Origin of the sequence: Phaeobacter italicus (assembly GCF_019801785.1) — a bacterium.
GTDB lineage: Bacteria > Pseudomonadota > Alphaproteobacteria > Rhodobacterales > Rhodobacteraceae > Phaeobacter > Phaeobacter italicus.
Map to the genome: position 1 here is coordinate 360,362 of NZ_JAHVIJ010000005.1, position 15,851 is coordinate 376,212.

At 58.7% G+C, this 15,851-nt stretch carries 15 protein-coding genes; 9 read left to right on the plus strand and 6 right to left on the minus strand.

The features are described from left to right. Window positions 1-113 precede the first annotated feature (113 nt). The 6 genes from KUV39_RS14415 (at window position 114) to rarD (ending at window position 8,493) form a co-directional block, all read left to right on the plus strand. Window positions 114-683 (plus strand): helix-turn-helix domain-containing protein, encoded by a 570-nt coding sequence (locus tag KUV39_RS14415; protein WP_008559056.1) that lies wholly within the window; start codon window positions 114-116, stop codon window positions 681-683. Continuing rightward, window positions 683-1,309 (plus strand): LysE family translocator, encoded by a 627-nt coding sequence (locus KUV39_RS14420; RefSeq protein WP_222460094.1) that lies wholly within the window; start codon window positions 683-685, stop codon window positions 1,307-1,309. Before KUV39_RS14415 ends, KUV39_RS14420 begins: the two co-directional genes overlap by 1 nt. A gap of 90 nt (window positions 1,310-1,399) precedes the next feature. Then, window positions 1,400-3,847, plus strand: a complete 2,448-nt coding sequence (locus tag KUV39_RS14425) for a GcvT family protein (protein ID WP_222460095.1) — start codon at window positions 1,400-1,402, stop codon at window positions 3,845-3,847. Beyond that, on the plus strand, window positions 3,828-4,859 hold the full coding sequence (locus KUV39_RS14430; RefSeq protein WP_244998371.1) for a GlxA family transcriptional regulator: 1,032 nt from the start codon (window positions 3,828-3,830) through the stop codon (window positions 4,857-4,859). Before KUV39_RS14425 ends, KUV39_RS14430 begins: the two co-directional genes overlap by 20 nt. A 48-nt stretch (window positions 4,860-4,907) precedes the next feature. Then, window positions 4,908-7,397: a GcvT family protein gene (locus KUV39_RS14435; protein ID WP_336512825.1), complete on the plus strand. Its 2,490-nt coding sequence runs from the start codon at window positions 4,908-4,910 to the stop codon at window positions 7,395-7,397. A gap of 199 nt (window positions 7,398-7,596) precedes the next feature. Beyond that, the gene (gene rarD, locus KUV39_RS14440; RefSeq protein ID WP_222460097.1) at window positions 7,597-8,493 is read left to right on the plus strand and encodes an EamA family transporter RarD; all 897 of its coding nucleotides are present in this window, start codon (window positions 7,597-7,599) and stop codon (window positions 8,491-8,493) included. Here rarD and KUV39_RS14445 read toward each other — a convergent pair. Together KUV39_RS14445 and KUV39_RS14450 are read right to left on the minus strand one after the other, a co-directional pair. Next, the gene (locus KUV39_RS14445) at window positions 8,450-9,208 is read right to left on the minus strand and encodes an SGNH/GDSL hydrolase family protein (protein ID WP_222460098.1); all 759 of its coding nucleotides are present in this window, start codon (window positions 9,206-9,208) and stop codon (window positions 8,450-8,452) included. The two genes, rarD and KUV39_RS14445, sit on opposite strands and share 44 nt — an antisense overlap. Window positions 9,209-9,213: 5 nt before the next feature. Further along, window positions 9,214-9,627 carry a nuclear transport factor 2 family protein gene (locus tag KUV39_RS14450; protein ID WP_050674248.1) on the minus strand — a complete coding sequence of 138 codons (414 nt, stop codon included), beginning with the start codon at window positions 9,625-9,627 and terminating at the stop codon, window positions 9,214-9,216. 120 nt (window positions 9,628-9,747) lie between these two features. Here KUV39_RS14450 and KUV39_RS14455 point away from each other — a divergent pair, with 120 nt between their 5' ends. After that, complete coding sequence (locus KUV39_RS14455) at window positions 9,748-10,401, plus strand: RluA family pseudouridine synthase (RefSeq protein WP_008560586.1); 654 nt, start codon at window positions 9,748-9,750, stop codon at window positions 10,399-10,401. 2 nt (window positions 10,402-10,403) lie between these two features. Here the strand turns inward: KUV39_RS14455 and KUV39_RS14460 are convergent, their stop codons facing one another. After that, a complete protein-coding gene (locus tag KUV39_RS14460) occupies window positions 10,404-11,261 on the minus strand; it encodes an alpha-1,2-fucosyltransferase (protein WP_222460099.1) in 858 nt (285 codons plus the stop codon). A gap of 61 nt (window positions 11,262-11,322) precedes the next feature. Continuing rightward, entirely contained in the window at window positions 11,323-11,823 is a 501-nt protein-coding gene (locus KUV39_RS14465) for a VOC family protein (protein ID WP_222460100.1), read from the minus strand. A gap of 291 nt (window positions 11,824-12,114) precedes the next feature. On the opposite strand from KUV39_RS14465, the gene KUV39_RS14470 reads away from it, so the two are divergent. Further along, window positions 12,115-12,570 carry a glyoxalase superfamily protein gene (locus KUV39_RS14470; RefSeq protein ID WP_222460101.1) on the plus strand — a complete coding sequence of 152 codons (456 nt, stop codon included), beginning with the start codon at window positions 12,115-12,117 and terminating at the stop codon, window positions 12,568-12,570. A 76-nt stretch (window positions 12,571-12,646) separates the two neighbouring features. Here the strand turns inward: KUV39_RS14470 and KUV39_RS14475 are convergent, their stop codons facing one another. Continuing rightward, a complete protein-coding gene (locus KUV39_RS14475; protein ID WP_222460102.1) occupies window positions 12,647-14,086 on the minus strand; it encodes an aldehyde dehydrogenase family protein in 1,440 nt (479 codons plus the stop codon). Window positions 14,087-14,386: 300 nt separating this feature from the next. Here KUV39_RS14475 and KUV39_RS14480 point away from each other — a divergent pair, with 300 nt between their 5' ends. After that, the gene (locus tag KUV39_RS14480) at window positions 14,387-15,040 is read left to right on the plus strand and encodes a peroxiredoxin (RefSeq protein WP_008560131.1); all 654 of its coding nucleotides are present in this window, start codon (window positions 14,387-14,389) and stop codon (window positions 15,038-15,040) included. Window positions 15,041-15,116: 76 nt separating this feature from the next. Here KUV39_RS14480 and KUV39_RS14485 read toward each other — a convergent pair whose 3' ends face one another. After that, on the minus strand, window positions 15,117-15,833 hold the full coding sequence (locus KUV39_RS14485; protein ID WP_222460103.1) for a glycosyltransferase family 25 protein: 717 nt from the start codon (window positions 15,831-15,833) through the stop codon (window positions 15,117-15,119). Window positions 15,834-15,851: the final 18 nt, after the last annotated feature.

The window sequence follows — 15,851 nt, forward strand, 5'->3', positions numbered from 1 at the left end:
GGGCTGTTTGCGTTTTGGGCCGGGAATGGGGGAAGGGCATGAAAAAATTCTTGGAATTTTCACCGATTCGCGCCACTGTGAAAAAGTAGATCATTTTTTCACGAGACATATCTGTGACCGATCAAAGCCCCCAGCCTGCCACCCTTGGTGCTGATTTGCGTGCGCTGCGTAAGTCGCGCAGCCTTACCCTTACAGACCTGGCCGCGAGACTTGGGCGTTCGGTTGGTTGGTTGAGCCAGGTGGAACGGGACAAATCCGAGCCCTCGATCTCTGATCTGCGGGCCATCGCCAAATGTCTTGATGTCCCGATGTCCATGTTGTTTGCCCATTCTGCCTCCCCCGCTGATGAGCAGGGGTATGTGGTGCGGGCAGGCGCGCGCCGACCGATGGGCTCGGGCGAGGAGGGGTTGATTGAAGAGCTGTTGTCTCCTGATCTGACCGATGATTTCGAAATGGTGCACTCCACATTTCAGCCCCGGTCACAGATGCAGACGCCGGCAGATCGGCCGACCCAGGAGGTGGGTTATGTGATCTCAGGCCGGTTGGATCTGGTCATTGGTGGGCGGGAATTCTCAGTCGGGCCGGGAGACAGTTTCCGGATCCGCCACGAACCCTATCAGTGGTCGAACCCCTATGATGAGCCCTGCGTTGCCGTTTGGGTCATTGCTCCGCCGGTGTACTGATGAGTTTTGAAGCCTGGAGCGTCTTTGCCCTGTTCTGGGCGGTGTTTGTCACCACGCCGGGCCCGAACGCCGTCAACTGCATTTCAAACGGAATGAACCTTGGCTTTCTGCGGGCGATGGTGGGAGTTCTTGCCATTCTGACCCAGGCGAGCCTGTTTCTGGTTCTGTCTGCGCTTGGGGTGACCGCGCTGATTGCGGCGTCTCCGACCGGGTTCTGGCTGGCGAAAATGATAGGAGCGGGCTTCCTGATCTATCTGGGACTGCGCGGTTGGCAAAATGCCACGCGGCCGGTGCCCCAGACGGAGCGGCCTGTCCGCCATGTCTATCTGCACGCATTGGCGGTAGCGACGATCAATCCCAAGAGCGTGGCCGGATATCTTGCAGCTTTTTCCCAATTTGTTCAGCCGGATGTGCCGATCTGGGAGCAGATGGTCGTGATCATGCCGACTGCGCTGGTTCTGACGACGCTCAGCTATACGGGGTTCACACTGATCGGGGTTGTCATGGGCAAGGCTGCGATGGCGGCGGTGTTCAATGTCTGGATTCGCCGTCTGCTGGCCATCTGTTTTGTCATCTACGGCGTTCTTTTGGGGCTCAGCTCTGCGCCGCAGGCGGGCATGCGATGAGGCCGCGCATCTTTCAAACATATCTCATCCGTTCCAGGGCGGAACATGAAACCAGGACCCAAAGAGGTCTTTGCCACACAGGGAGGCACCATGTCTGATTTTCCAACCAAGGCCAAAGTGGTCATCATCGGCGGCGGTGTCGTCGGCTGCTCGGCGCTCTATCATCTTGCCAAAAAGGGGTGGAGCGATTGTGTGCTCCTTGAGAAGAACGAGCTGACGGCGGGGTCGACCTGGCATGCAGCGGGCAATGTGCCGACGTTCTCGACCTCTTGGGCGATCATGAACATGCAGCGCTATTCGACCGAGCTGTATTCGCGCCTCGCTGACGAGGTGGATTATCCAATGAATTACCATGTCTCGGGTTCGATCCGGCTCGCGCATAGCAAGGAACGGATGCAGGAGTTTGAGCGCGCCATGTCGATGGGCCGCTATCAGGGCATTCCGATGGAGATGTGGACCCCCGAACAGGCAAAGGCGCGTTATCCGTTTCTGGAGACGCATGATCTGGAAGGGGTGCTGTATGATCCGACCGATGGGGATATCGATCCGGCCCAGCTGACCCAGGCCTTGGCCAAAGGCGCGCGGGACCTGGGACAGAAGATCGTCCGTTTCTGCCCGGCCACCGATGTTACCCAGAAAGATGATGGCAGCTGGATCGTCCATACGGAAAAGGGCGACATCACCTGCGATTACGTGGTCAATGCTGCGGGTTACTATGCACAGCGCGTCGGGGAATGGTTCAAACCCTATGGCGGCCGTACGGTGCCTGCCATGGTGATGAGCCACCAGTATCTTCTGACCGATGAAGTCCCGGAGATCGAAGCTTGGTCCAAGGAAAATGGAGGCAAGCTGCCGCTGCTGCGCGACGTGGATGTCTCGTATTACCTGCGGCAGGAGAAGAACGGCTTTAACCTTGGCCCCTATGAGCCGAACTGCAGGGGGCATTGGATGACCGAAGATGATCCGATGCCCGAGGATTTCAGCTTTCAGCTTTGGAATGACGATCTGGACCGCATCGAGGATATCGTCACAGATGCTATGGAACGGGTTCCTTTGATGGCGACATCCGGTGTCGGTCGCGTCATCAACGGGCCGATTCCCTATGCGCCGGATGGCCTGCCATTGATCGGCCCCATGCCTGGTGTCAGCAACGCGTTTGAGGCGCACACCTTCACCTTTGGCATCGCGCAGGGCGGTGGTGCTGGCAAGGTGCTGGCAGAGTGGATCGTGGATGGTCATACCGAATGGGACATGTGGGCTGTCGATCCACGTCGTTACACCGATTACACCGATCAGGATTATTGCAACCAAAAGGGCATGGAAGTTTATGGCAACGAATATGCCATGCACTTCCCGCACCACGAATGGCCCGCTGCGCGTGAGAAGAAGCTGTCGCCCGTACATGCCAAGGTCAAAGAACTGGGCGGACAGATGGGGGCCTACAACGGGTGGGAGCGGGCAAATTGGTTTGCCAAGCCCGGTGATGACACATCCCTTGAAGCCACGCATACATGGGGCCGGTCAGGGCCGTGGGAACAGCGCATCAAGGAAGAATGTGAGGCCGTGCGTGACCATTGCGGGGTTCTGGATCTGCCGGGCTTTTCGCGGTTCATGGTCACAGGCGAAGGCGCCACCGAGGCGCTGCGAGGTCTCATAACAGGTGGTCTGCCAAAGGTGGGCCGGATCAATCTGGTCTATATCGCTGATGACCGCGGTCGCATTCTGACAGAGATGTCCTGTGTCCGATTGGCGGATGAGGCGTTCATGATGATTACCGCAGCGACGGCGCAGTGGCATGACAGGGATATTCTGCTTTCTGCGATGCCCGCCTCTGTTTCCGTGGACGATGTTACCACCACACGCGACACGCTGATCGTGACAGGCCCCAAGTCTCGCGACATTCTTGCAGGTCTCAGTGATGGCGATTTCGAGAGCGGATGGCTCACCCATCAGTCGGCGACCGTCGCGGGCCGTGAGGCATTCCTTATCCGGGTGTCGTTCGCCGGGGAGCTGGGCTGGGAGGTTCACGCACTGAACGAAGATATGCCGGTAATCTATGAGGCCGTTCTGGAGGCAGGCGCAGTTCCCTTTGGCATGTATGCGCTGAATTCTCTGCGGATCGAGAAAGGCTATCGCGCTTGGAAAGGTGATCTCTCGACCGACTATTCGCTGTTGGAAGGTGGGCTGGAGCGGTTCGTGAAGCTCGACAAGCCACAGGCGTTTCCCGGCAAGGCTGCCATTCTGGCGGAAAAGCAGCGCGGTGTGGCCAAGCGGTTTGTGACCTTGAAGGTCGATGCCGGTGAAGCAGATGCCCCTTACATGTCCTGCATTCGCCACGGCGATGCGATTGTGGGTGAAACCACTTCGGGAGCATGGGGCTACCGTGTTGGTGCATCAATAGCGCTGGGAATGGTGCGGGCAGATTTGGCTGAGCCGGGAACCGAACTGCAGGTCGACATCTACGGAGAGCTGTGCCGTGCTGTCGTTCAGGCCGATGCGCCGATGTGGGATCCGGACAATGAACGGCTCCGCGCCTGATCCGCGCGACATCCCGCCCCATGAGACCGGGGCGGAGCATGGCCCTTGGCAAGTAGACATCCTGCTTGCCGAGGGGTTTGTCCTGACAGAATTCTCGGCAGTGATAGAGCCGCTGCGGCTGGCGAACCGGGTGCTGGCACAGCCACCGTTTCAGTGGACATTACGCTCTGCCGCAGGCGGAAAGGTCGGTTGCCGGGCGGGCGCTGTTGTCGAAACCGACCCCTTTGTGCCGCGCCCTGATGCGGACTGCGTTTTCGTCCTTGGCAATAGTGATCCGGATTGCCCTGCCTTGTCCCTTGGGCCGGAAATCGCAACCTACCGAACCCGGGGCGCTAAGGTATATCTTTTGGCGGAAGCAGCCAGCAGATATATCAGCGATCATGCGAGTGACGGCCGACTGCATACCACGCATTGGGAGAATGCCACACTCCTGCGGGAGCGCTCGGGGTTGTTTGACGCCAACTTCGCGCTCGCCAGCGAAGACGGCCAGGTGGTCACTTGCGCCGGGATGGGGGCCACTGTGGATGTGGTTCTCACCTTGATTGGTCAGCTGACAACAGCCGCCGCGCAGATGACGGTCGCCAACATTCTGCTGCATGAGAAAGTGCGCGACTATGGTTCTTTGCAGCCTTTTTCAGGGGTGAAGCCGACGATCACGGGTGATGCGGATCTGGACCAGGCAATCCGCGTCATGCAGGATCACATCGAGGATCCGCTGCCCATCAACGAAATCGTCGATCACCTCGGTATCTCGACCCGATCGCTTGAGCGAAAGTTCAAAACCTATCTGGGGACGACCCCCAATGGTTTTTATCGGGAAATGCGGCTGAACAAGGCGAATAACCTGCTTCTCAACACAACGATGAGCGTTCGGGAGATTGGGCTGGCTTGTGGATTTTCGAATGGGTTTTCGACCCTATATAAGGCCTTTTTCGGGATTACCCCGCTTAGCCTTCGCAAATCGCGGCTGGAAAATGGGCGGGCTCCGGGAGGGGGAAGAAGGGGCGGGTGAAATCTCGGGTCTTCTTGGCGCTTTTCATACATTTTGTGTCGCCTGATCGTGTCATTCTCAGACCAAAGAGAGATCTGGAGACATGAGATGAGCGATCTTCCCAACAAGGCCCGCGTGGTCATTATCGGCGGTGGTGTGATCGGATGTTCGGTGGCCTATCATCTGACCAAGCTGGGCTGGAAGGATGTGGTTCTGCTGGAGCGCAAGCAGCTGACGTCCGGCACCACTTGGCACGCCGCGGGCCTGATCGCCCAGCTGCGCGCGACCGCCAACATGACCAAGTTGGCGAAATACAGTCAGGAACTCTACGGCTCGCTGGAGACAGAAACCGGCGTTGCCACGGGCTTCAAACGTTGCGGTTCTATCACCGTGGCCCTGACCGAAGAGCGCAAGGAAGAGATTTTCCGCCAGGCCGCCATGGCGCGCGCGTTTGGCGTCGATGTCGAGGAAATCTCTCCTGCTGAGGTCAAGGACCGCTACGAGCATCTGAACGTCGGTGATGTTACCGGTGGGGTATGGCTGCCCAAGGACGGTCAGGGTGATCCCGCAAACATCGCGCTGGCTCTCGCCAAAGGCGCTCGCCAGCGCGGCGCGCTGGTCAAGGAGCGGATCAAGGTCACGGGTATCTCCAAAAATGGCCGTCGCGTCACTGGTGTCGACTGGATCAGCGATGATGGCCAGTCCCAGGGTCACATTCAGGCCGACATGGTGGTGAACTGCGCCGGCATGTGGGGCCATGAGGTTGGCCGGATGGCTGGCGTCAACGTACCTCTGCACGCCTGCGAGCATTTTTACATCGTCACCGAAGGCATCGAGGGCCACACCCAGATGCCGGTCCTGCGGGTGCCTGACGAATGTGCGTATTACAAGGAAGATGCGGGTAAGATCCTGCTGGGGGCGTTTGAGCCAAACGCCAAACCCTGGGCGATGAACGGTATCCCTGACACCTTTGAATTCGACCAGCTGCCGGAAGACTTCGACCACTTTGAGCCGATCTTGGAAGCCGCCTGCAACCGTATGCCGATGCTGGCCGAGGCCGGTATCCACACCTTCTTCAACGGCCCGGAGTCCTTTACCCCGGATGATGCCTATCACCTGGGTCTGGCGCCGGAGATGGACAACTTCTGGGTTGCTGCGGGCTTCAACTCAATCGGCATCCAGTCGGCGGGCGGCGCAGGTATGGCGCTGGCGCAGTGGATGGAAGACGGCCAGAAACCGTTTGACCTGGGCGACGTCGATATCTCGCGCATGCACCCGTTCCAAGGCAACAAGCACTATCTGTTTGAACGTTCCAAAGAGACGCTGGGCCTTTTGTACGCTGATCACTTCCCCTACCGGCAAAAGGCAACTGCCCGCGGCGTGCGCCGCACACCGTTCCACTATCATCTGAAAGAACAGGGCGCGGTCTTCGGTGAAATCGGCGGCTGGGAGCGCGCCAACTGGTTCGCTAACGAGGGCCAGGAACGCGAATACCAGTACAGCTGGAAGCGGCAGAATTGGTTCGAAAACTCTGCCGCCGAACACCGCGCTGTGCGCGAAAACGTCGGCATGTACGACATGTCCTCCTTCGGCAAGATCCGCGTCGAAGGCCCGGATGCCGAGACCTTTCTGAACTACATCTGCGGTGCCAACGTCTCGGTTCCGGCGGGCAAGATCGTCTACACCCAGTTCCTGAACTCCCGCGGCGGGATCGAGGCGGATGTGACCGTCACCCGCCTGAGCGAGACCGTCTATCTGGTGGTGACCCCTGCGGTGACCCGCCTTGCCGACCAGACCTGGATGATGCGTAACAAGGGCGGTTTCAACGTCGTGCTCACCGATGTGACCGCAGGCGAGGGGGTGCTGGCAGTGATGGGTCCGAACTCCCGCGAACTGCTGCAGAAAGTGTCGCCCAACGACTTCTCCAACGAGGTGAATCCCTTCGGCACCGCGCAGGAGATCGAGCTGGGCATGGGCCTCGCCCGTGTGCATCGGGTGACCTATGTGGGCGAATTGGGCTGGGAAATCTATGTCGGTGCAGACATGGCGGGCCACGTGTTTGAAACCCTGTGGGAGGCAGGGCAGGACATGGGGCTGAAACTCTGCGGGATGCACATGATGGACAGCTGCCGGATCGAAAAGGGCTTTCGCCACTTCGGCCACGACATCACCTGCGAGGACAATGTGATCGACGCAGGGCTCGGCTTTGCGGTCGCCACCGGCAAGGACGATTTCATCGGCAAGGCTGCGGTGCTGGAGCGCAAGGAAACCGGCCCCAAGGCCCGGATGGTCCAGTTCAAGCTGACCGATCCCGAGCCGCTCTTGTTCCACAACGAACCGATCATCCGCGACGGCAAATACGTGGGCTACCTCAGCTCCGGCAACTATGGCCATACGCTGGGTGCCGCCATCGGCATGGGCTATGTGCCTTGCGAAGGAGAAAGCGCAGCAGATGTGCTGGGATCGACCTACGAGATCGACGTCTGCGGTGTGAAGGTGAAGGCCGAGGCTTCGCTGAAGCCGATGTACGACCCCAAATCGGAGCGTGTGAAGGCCTGACCGCCGCTCCGCTCTCTCACGTGAAACATTGGCCCGCAGTCGATCATTTGACCGCGGGCCATCATTTTTGTTGATGCCGGTGATAACACAAAGGTCTCTTTTTCTTTTTCGCAGAGCTGCGATAAAGGCGTGTCCGCTTCACTCTTGAGAGAGCTGCAATCCTGCGGATCAACTTTGTCGCAAGGAAAAGGGGCACAGGATGTCGCAGCAAAAACGCGAGAATGTCGATACGCCCCAAGGGCTCGCCTTTGCGATTTCAGCATATCTGATGTGGGGTTTCCTGCCGCTTTATATGAAGGCGCTTTCTCATATGCCCGCGGCAGAGGTCGTTGCGCACCGTGTTCTGTGGTCGGTCCCGGTGGCTGGCATTCTTCTGGTGGTTCTGCGCCGCACCCGCGATTTGCAGTCTGCTTTGCGGTCCCCCAAGGTTTTGGCGATGGGCTGTGTCACTGCGGCGCTGATTTCCGTGAATTGGGGGATCTATGTCTGGTCCATTGCCACAGGGCATGCCCTGGACGCCGCATTGGGCTACTACATCAATCCATTGTTCAGCGTCATGCTGGGCGCCCTACTGCTGGGAGAGCGCCTGACTGTTGCCCAGCTGGTCGCGATCGGTTTGGCCGCCCTTGCCGTCGTTGTGCTGGCGGTGGACGCAGGAAGTTTGCCTTGGGCTGCGATTGGCCTAACGCTCAGCTGGGGGTTTTACGCCTTCTTCAAGAAATCCCTCCCGGTTGGCCCCAATCAGGGCTTCATGCTGGAGGTTTTGATCCTGACACCGCCAGCCATCGGGTATCTGGTCTATCTTGCGTCAACCGGCGGCGCGCATTTTGGTGGTGATCTTGGGGATACGGTGCTGTTGGTTGGATGCGGTGTGGTGACGGCGGTGCCGCTCATCACCTATGCCAACGGTGCCAAGCTGTTGCGGCTGTCCACGATTGGCATCCTGCAGTATATCGCGCCGACGATGATTTTTCTCGCTGCTGTATTCCTGTTTGGAGAGGAGTTCGGGCGTGCGAGGATGATTGCCTTTCCGATGATCTGGCTGGCTCTGATTATCTATTCCACGTCGCTTGTCCGTCAGATGCGTCGCGCCTAGCGGGGTGTCCCCAGCCCCTTATGGTTTTGCAGAGAACCTCGGCCCAGAGGCGATAGGCCCTAGCTGACGGGTGATAGCCGTCCCGGGCCGCCATGTCCGGTGACAGGTCAATCTGGAATGGCAGGTGCAGCACGTCTGCCTGTGTTTCAGCGAGGCGGGCAAGCACCTGGTCAAGACGGGCGGCATGCTGCCCCAGAAACCAGGCGAGAGGATTAGGCAGGGCTGGGAAACGAGCCATTGGCGGGACGCCACATAGAATGATCACTTTGGCCCGGTATTTCCGTTTCAGCAAATTGATCAGGGCTGACTGTTCCATGTGAAACCGCGTCTTGCTGGTCAGTCGGGTCACATCGTTTACCCCCAAGGCCAGCACCACGACATCCACATCCCGACCTGTCGGTTCCTGTTGCAGGCGCAACAGCGTGTCGGCCGTGCGGTGCCCGTTGGTTGCAAGCAGACGCCAGTGCACGGCGTGGGTGCAGGAAAGCTGTGCTGCCAACTGACCCGAGAGCGCCTCTGCCTGGGTGGAAACGCCCACCCCCGCAGCGGAACTGTCCCCTGCAATCAGGATACGCAGAGGCGGATGATCGACCTTGCGAATGACATCGCCACTGCGTGGTCCGATGGGTTCTGGCAGGCGCAGCGCGCTTCGACGGACGGAAATGGCTTGTGCGACCAGAACCGGGAAAAGAATGACCCTCAGGACACGGTCCATTTCAATCAGCTGAGCGCGGACTGAAAGCCGATGAACCGCGGATCTTGCATAACCCGTTCCATGATTGCGTCCCGCAACGCGCCGACGGTCTTGTAGGGGCGCATGACGACCTCGAACTGGGTGATAAGCCCGGTGTCGTCCAAGGTGATCAAATCGACACCAACTGCGTCCAGCTCCCCGACCTTGCATTGAAACTCCAGCGCCCAATCAGCGCCATCACCCATGATCCGGCGGTAGCGGAATTCGGTAAAGATCTGCCCGACATGCCCTAGAATGGCAGCAACAGGCGCCCGACCCGTCCATGTTTTCCAATAAGTCGGCGGCAGAAACTGCACGTCCTCAGCCAGCAGGGCGGCAATCGCCTTATCATCGCCCTTGGCAACGACGTTCAGCAGGGTCTCGATCGTCGGGTGGGTCATGGTATCGATCTGGTCCTTCAATCGGATGGTGCTTTCAACCCTGACGGGGGCGGTCTGCCGCGGCAAGCACGACGTTGCGAAAGCTTGCCCTGTGGTGTGCAGGGCGCTAGGGACGCGACCATGACACTCTCAAGCGAATACAACCCGCCGCAGGATCCGTTGGATATTCTCTACCACGACGCAGAAATCGTGGTGGTGAACAAACCGCACGGATTGCTGAGTGTGCCGGGACGAGGGGAACATCTTGCCGATTGTTTGATCTCGCGGGTTCAGGCCGTCTTTCCCGAGGCACTTCTGGTGCATCGGCTGGACCGGGACACCTCTGGCGTGATGATCTTTGGCATGACCGCCCATGCGCAGCGGCATTTGTCGATGCAGTTTGAAAAGCGCACGACGAAAAAGGCCTATGTCGCGCGCGTGCACGGGCGTCTTGAGCCGAGAAGCGGGACAGTTGATCTGCCGTTGATCGTTGACTGGCCCAACCGTCCCCGCCAGATGGTTTGCCATGAGACCGGGAAACCAGCCGTGACGGATTGGCGCGTGACCAAATACGAGGAGGCCGCGACACGGGTGCGTCTTACGCCGAAAACGGGTCGGTCGCATCAATTGCGGGTGCATATGCTGGCGCTAGGCCATGTCATCCTTGGGGATCCGATCTATGCCGAAGGCCCCGCAAGGAACCATGAGCGGCTGATGCTCCATTCGGAAGAGCTGCGGGTCAAACACCCCGATAGCGGAGAATCCATGAAGTTCCGCGCAAAAGCCCCGTTTTGAGGTCAGACGGAGATCCGCAGCCAATCATGTGGAAAGATGTCGGGATTGCTCAGCTTGGGGTCTCCAAACCACTTGGCAGGCCCCGCGACCCGTCGACCTGGCGTTTGATTGAGCCATGCCGCCCACCAGGAGAAAGAACTGTTGCCGATGACGTTGTGCTGACACAGGCTCATCAGGCGCATGTCTTCAAAATCGGTCTCTGGCCCATTGAAGTCGACAACGACCTTTTCGCAAGGCAGTGACAGGTTGTCCTTGGCCCACTGGGGGTCATCGGAAAAGACATAGACGACTGGGTCGCCCTGCAGACCATCCAGCACCTTTGCCAATGCCGCATCGTAGTAGGCCTGATCACACAGAACATGTGCCGCAAAGGTCAGGTAATCGCCCCGTCGCACATGCAGAGAAATCGCAGTGCTTTCCGCGATTCTGGCGGCCATTTCGGCGTTTTTCTGATTGGAAAACGCGGGGAAAGTGAATTCGCTCCGGATACGTTCAGCGCTGTTTTGAAAATACTTCTGGCTCTGCCAATAGCCATGAAGATAGCTGTTGTCGCCCCAGTCCTCGAAAGCCGGATTATACCCAAGACCGCGCTCGCGGCGAAAATATGGTTTGGCGCCGACTTTCTGCCCGATGCCGCGCCAGATTGCGTACCGCAGCGGATTCGTCTGTTTCAAAGGCGGCAGGTGAACGGGATCGGCAAGCTCTAGATCAAACACGCGGGTCAGTACGCCCTCACCGCGCAAAATGGCCGCACGGCTGTCCAATGCAAGCGGAACGCCCACCCGGTCCGCCAGGGCGCGGCCGGCGGCATATTGGAACATCTGGTTTCCCAGTCGGCCATGCAGGCGGGTGATGATCATCGCAGGCTCCTCTCGGCTCTTGCGATGTCATATGCTTCTGCGGCGGTTCTGGCCAGCCTTGCTATTGGGCGGTACGTCTTTGCGTTTCCCATTGCGCGAATCCGGCAACCCCGAAGGCAGGGTCTGGCTCCTCGTTCAGGTAGCTCAGGATTTCGATCGAGTGGCCGTCAGGATCCTTGAAATAGACCGAAAGCGCAGGCATCCAGCCAAGAACCACTGGCTCTTCTGTGGGGGCGCCGTTGAAATCGAGGGGCTGCACGCCGACATCGCTCAGCCGGTCGCAAATGCCATCCATTGCGGCGGGCGTGCTGCGAAACGCCATGTGCAGGCGCATGCCCATCGGGGCCGTCCCCGTCCCCCACAGGCCCAGCATCCCCTGTTCTGGGCCACCCACCCAGAGAAACGCAACCTGACGTTCCGGCAGGACGCGGGCCAGTTCAAGCCCGATGATGTCGCGATAAAATGCGATGGAACGATCCAGATCGCGGACTGTTAGGTGGGTTTCATATACCCCGGTGAGTTCTGTGCCGATGGTGGCTGTGGCGGTCACGTGGTGGTTCATCTGTCCTTTTCCTTGTCACTCAGTTGATCAGGAATGGCGAGCCTGCATGCTCAAGTCAGGTTGAGGTCAAGCGATTTGTCCTCCTTATCCGGTGATCATGCAGACTTGACGTGACCACGCTTATGTCACTATGCCGGTTTGCAGGGGACGAGGCCCCGCCGCCCGCGGTTTTGAACCAAGGTGAACCCTCGAATTGATTTCTCTGTCTTTTGCTCATCCACGCGATGCGCCAATGGCAATGCGGGCCCCGTTTTCAGGCGCATCTTGTTGATTGAACAAGAGGCAAGACAAATGACACATCAAGACGAGCTCCCAACTGTCGGGAACCTCAAACAGCAGGCGCGCAGGCTCCGCCAGCAGCTGCAAACCCGTAATCTGGACCTGTCACATAGTGCGGCGCTTGAGATGGTTGCGCAGCAGTACGGCTTTCGCGACTGGAACACGCTCAGCGCCAAGGCCGAAAGACCGTTGTCAAACGGACGACCGCAGACCCTTAGGGTTGGGCAGACGCTGCGCGGCACATATCTTGGGCAGCCCTTCACCGCAGAACTTCTGGGCCTCAAAGTCTTTGCAGAAGGCGCGCGCCGGCGCGTGACGCTGCATCTGCATGAAGCGGTCGACGTGGTGCAGTTTGACAGCTTCTCGGCCTGGCGCCAAAGGATTACGGGGACCATTGGATGGGACGGGCGTTCAGCTGAATGCACGTCGGACGGACAACCGCAGCTAGTGTTGCATCTCCCTGATTAGAGCCTGTTTTGACCCCCTGAAAAACAAAGAGCCGCCCGTTTAGGCGGCTCTTCTCATCTACGATTTCGGCGGGTGCTTATTCAGCAGCCCAGCCACCGACGGCTTTGATCTCGAGGAAATCCTCGATCCCCCAGCTGCCACCTTCGCGACCATTGCCAGATTGCTTCATGCCGCCGAACGGAGAGCCTGCCGAGCGGGATTTACCGTTCATCTCAATCATACCGGCACGCAGTTTGCGGGCCATGCGATTTGCGCGGTTTGCGTCCTGGGTCTGAACATAGTTGGTCAGGCCATAGGGCGTGTCATTGGCGATCTCGATAGCCTCTTCTTCGGTCTCGAAGGGAATGATTGACAGAACCGGGCCAAAAATCTCCTCGCGGGCGATGGTCATCTGATTGTTCACATCAGCAAATACGGTGGGTTTGACATAGAACCCTTTGTTCAGCCCATCCGGGCGCCCGGTGCCGCCAGCAACAAGGCGCGCGCCTTCGTCGATGCCTTTCTGGATCAGGTCCTGGATTTTGTTCCACTGCAGTTCGTTCACAACGGGGCCGATGTGCCGGCCTTCCTTGGAGGCGGGGCCGACTTCTACCTTGGCGGCGACAGCAGCGGCTTCTTCGACGGCTTGATCGTAAATGCCTTTCTGAACCAGCATCCGGCTCGGAGCGTTACAGCTCTGGCCTGTGTTGTTCATCATGTGCAGCACGCCACGTTTGACCGCCTTTTCGTCGGCATCTTCAAAAATGACATTTGCCCCTTTGCCGCCCAGTTCGAGATGAACCTTCTTGAGGGTGTCTGCGGCGGCCTTGGAGATGGCAGTGCCTGCGCGGGTAGAGCCGGTGAAAGAGACCATGTCGATATCCGGGTGGCTGGACAGCTGGGTGCCTACACCTGCGCCATCCCCGTTGACCAGATTGAACACACCAGGAGGGAAGCCTGCTTCGTCCATCATTTCCGCAAAGATCATCGCATTGAGCGGGCTCTGCTCGGAGGGTTTCAGCACCATTGTGCAGCCCGCAATGGCTGCGGCTCCGACTTTGAGTGTGATCTGGTTCATCGGCCAGTTCCAGGGCGTGATCAGTGCAGCGACCCCTACCGCTTCGTGGATGATGCGGTCGTTGGGAGCGTGATCGCCGAGCGGGTGTTCAAACGCAAAGTTCTTTGCTGCGCGAATGAAGTTTTGCAGGTGGTAGCTGCCGGCCCCGGCCTGTTGGGTCCGCGCCATGTCAATCGGTGCGCCCATCTCCGCGCTCATGGCCTGTGCCAGATCTTCGGTGCGGGTCTCGTAGATGGCGATCAGCTTTTCAACCAGCGCGATGCGGTCTTCAACCGGGGTCGCCATCCAACCCGGCAGCGCGGCTTTGGCTGCGGCAACTGCAGCATTTGTGTCAGCTTCACCACCGAGAGAGATCACAGCACAGGGGGATTCGGTGGATGGGTCGATGACCTCGAAGTCATTGGAAGACGCGGGGGCGACCCATTGGCCGTTGATGTAGAAATCACGTTTTTCGATCATGACTGACCTCCCAGATGTCAGAATTTGACGGGCCTTGCCCGCAATTGGCGTCACTCTGTCATTGCGATATCGGATCGGCAAGGGGGCGCGAGAAATTTGATCAAATTATCCACCTGTTGGCAGGACAAGGGAAATGTTCTCCCTTTTTCGCCGGGTCCGGAACAATCACTGCACTGTGGGTCGCGCCTCAATCGTGATCGTCTTTTCCGGTGAAGTTTGCGCATCAAGGGTTTAACCTGCCTCCGCAGTGGTTAGGTTAGCGCCATACCATGTATCCATTTGACAGCAGAGGAGAGACCCATGGGTTTGCGTATCAATGATGTGGTTCCGGATTTCACCGCAGAAACCGACCAGGGCACCATCTCGTTCCATGATTGGATCGGAGACAGCTGGGCGATTCTGTTTTCTCACCCCAAGGACTTTACCCCTGTCTGCACCACCGAATTCGGCGCGGTCGCGCAGCTGGCGGATGAATGGGCCAAGCGCAATACCAAGGTGATTGGTGTTTCCGTCGACGGTGCCGAGGACCACAAAAAGTGGAAAGGCGATATCGAAACATTTGCGGGCACCCCCGCGGGCTTCCCGATTATCGCGGATGAAGGTCTTGCGGTGTCCAAAGCGTTCGACATGCTTCCTGCCGAGGCCTATCTGCCCGATGGCCGGACGCCCGCCGATAGCGCAACGGTGCGCTCTGTCTTCATCATCGGGCCCGACAAGCAGCTGAAACTGTCCATGACCTATCCAATGACAGTTGGCCGCAACTTTGCGGAAATCCTGCGGGCGCTTGACGGTCTGCAGATGTCGATCGGCAACGGTGTTGCCACACCTGCCAACTGGGTTCCGGGCGAGGATGTCATTATCCCGCCAACCGTTTCGAACGAGGACGCAAAAGCCAAGTTTGGCGAGTTCGAGACGATCTTCCCTTACCTGCGCAAAACCAAAGCGCCGCAGTGATCGCGCAGACCTGCGCAATGAACAACAAAGGGGCCGCATGGCCCCTTTTTTCGTTTTGCAGTCTGGCGGCCGCTTCCTAACCGCCTTTCGACAAACTTGTAATAGCTGCGCGATAGCGCGCCCGGTGCCAAGTTCGCTTGAGCTGGTCCATGCGGCTGCGTTTTTTCTGTATGGTGGAGCCGCCGTGGCTTGCGGCAGCGCTCTTGATGCAGCTGGGCCAGAGCGTCAGACTATCGACGCCTGTTTCCCACCGCATCTGCAGCCAGGTATCTACCGGACGGTCAAACCGCTCTGATTGAGACCACAATGAATGTGCTGCGTCCTTGCCAAGCAGGTAAAGCGCGGCGGTCAGGCCGATCTCTTGAGGGCGAAACAGCCTCACATAACCCTTCGTTGCGACTACCGATTTGGGCTTTTCGCGCGGGGCCATGGGAAATCGGATCAGGCTCTGCCTGTCTGCGTGGTCCAATGCGATTTGCAAGGCATCAGCGAAACCATCAGTCGTGACAACGTCATCTTCTGCGACAAAACCAAAATCCGCCTCGCCCTCCGCGATGGCCTTCCAGGCTTTGCGATGGGAGAGAAAGCAGCCGATCTCTGAGGGCATGAGCGGGAAGGGATAGCGCGGATCCAGCAAATGCGGCACTGAAACCTGGGCACGTTCCTGAGCCGACATCTTTCGCCCGTCCACAGCGTCCAGAACCTGCCCGCCTGGGAGTGTCTGAACCAGTGCAGAGACGAGATCTGTGCGCGCTGTGCTTGCCGCGAGATGTATCACGTATGATTTGGTCATGGAGTCTTGCTAGGTGTT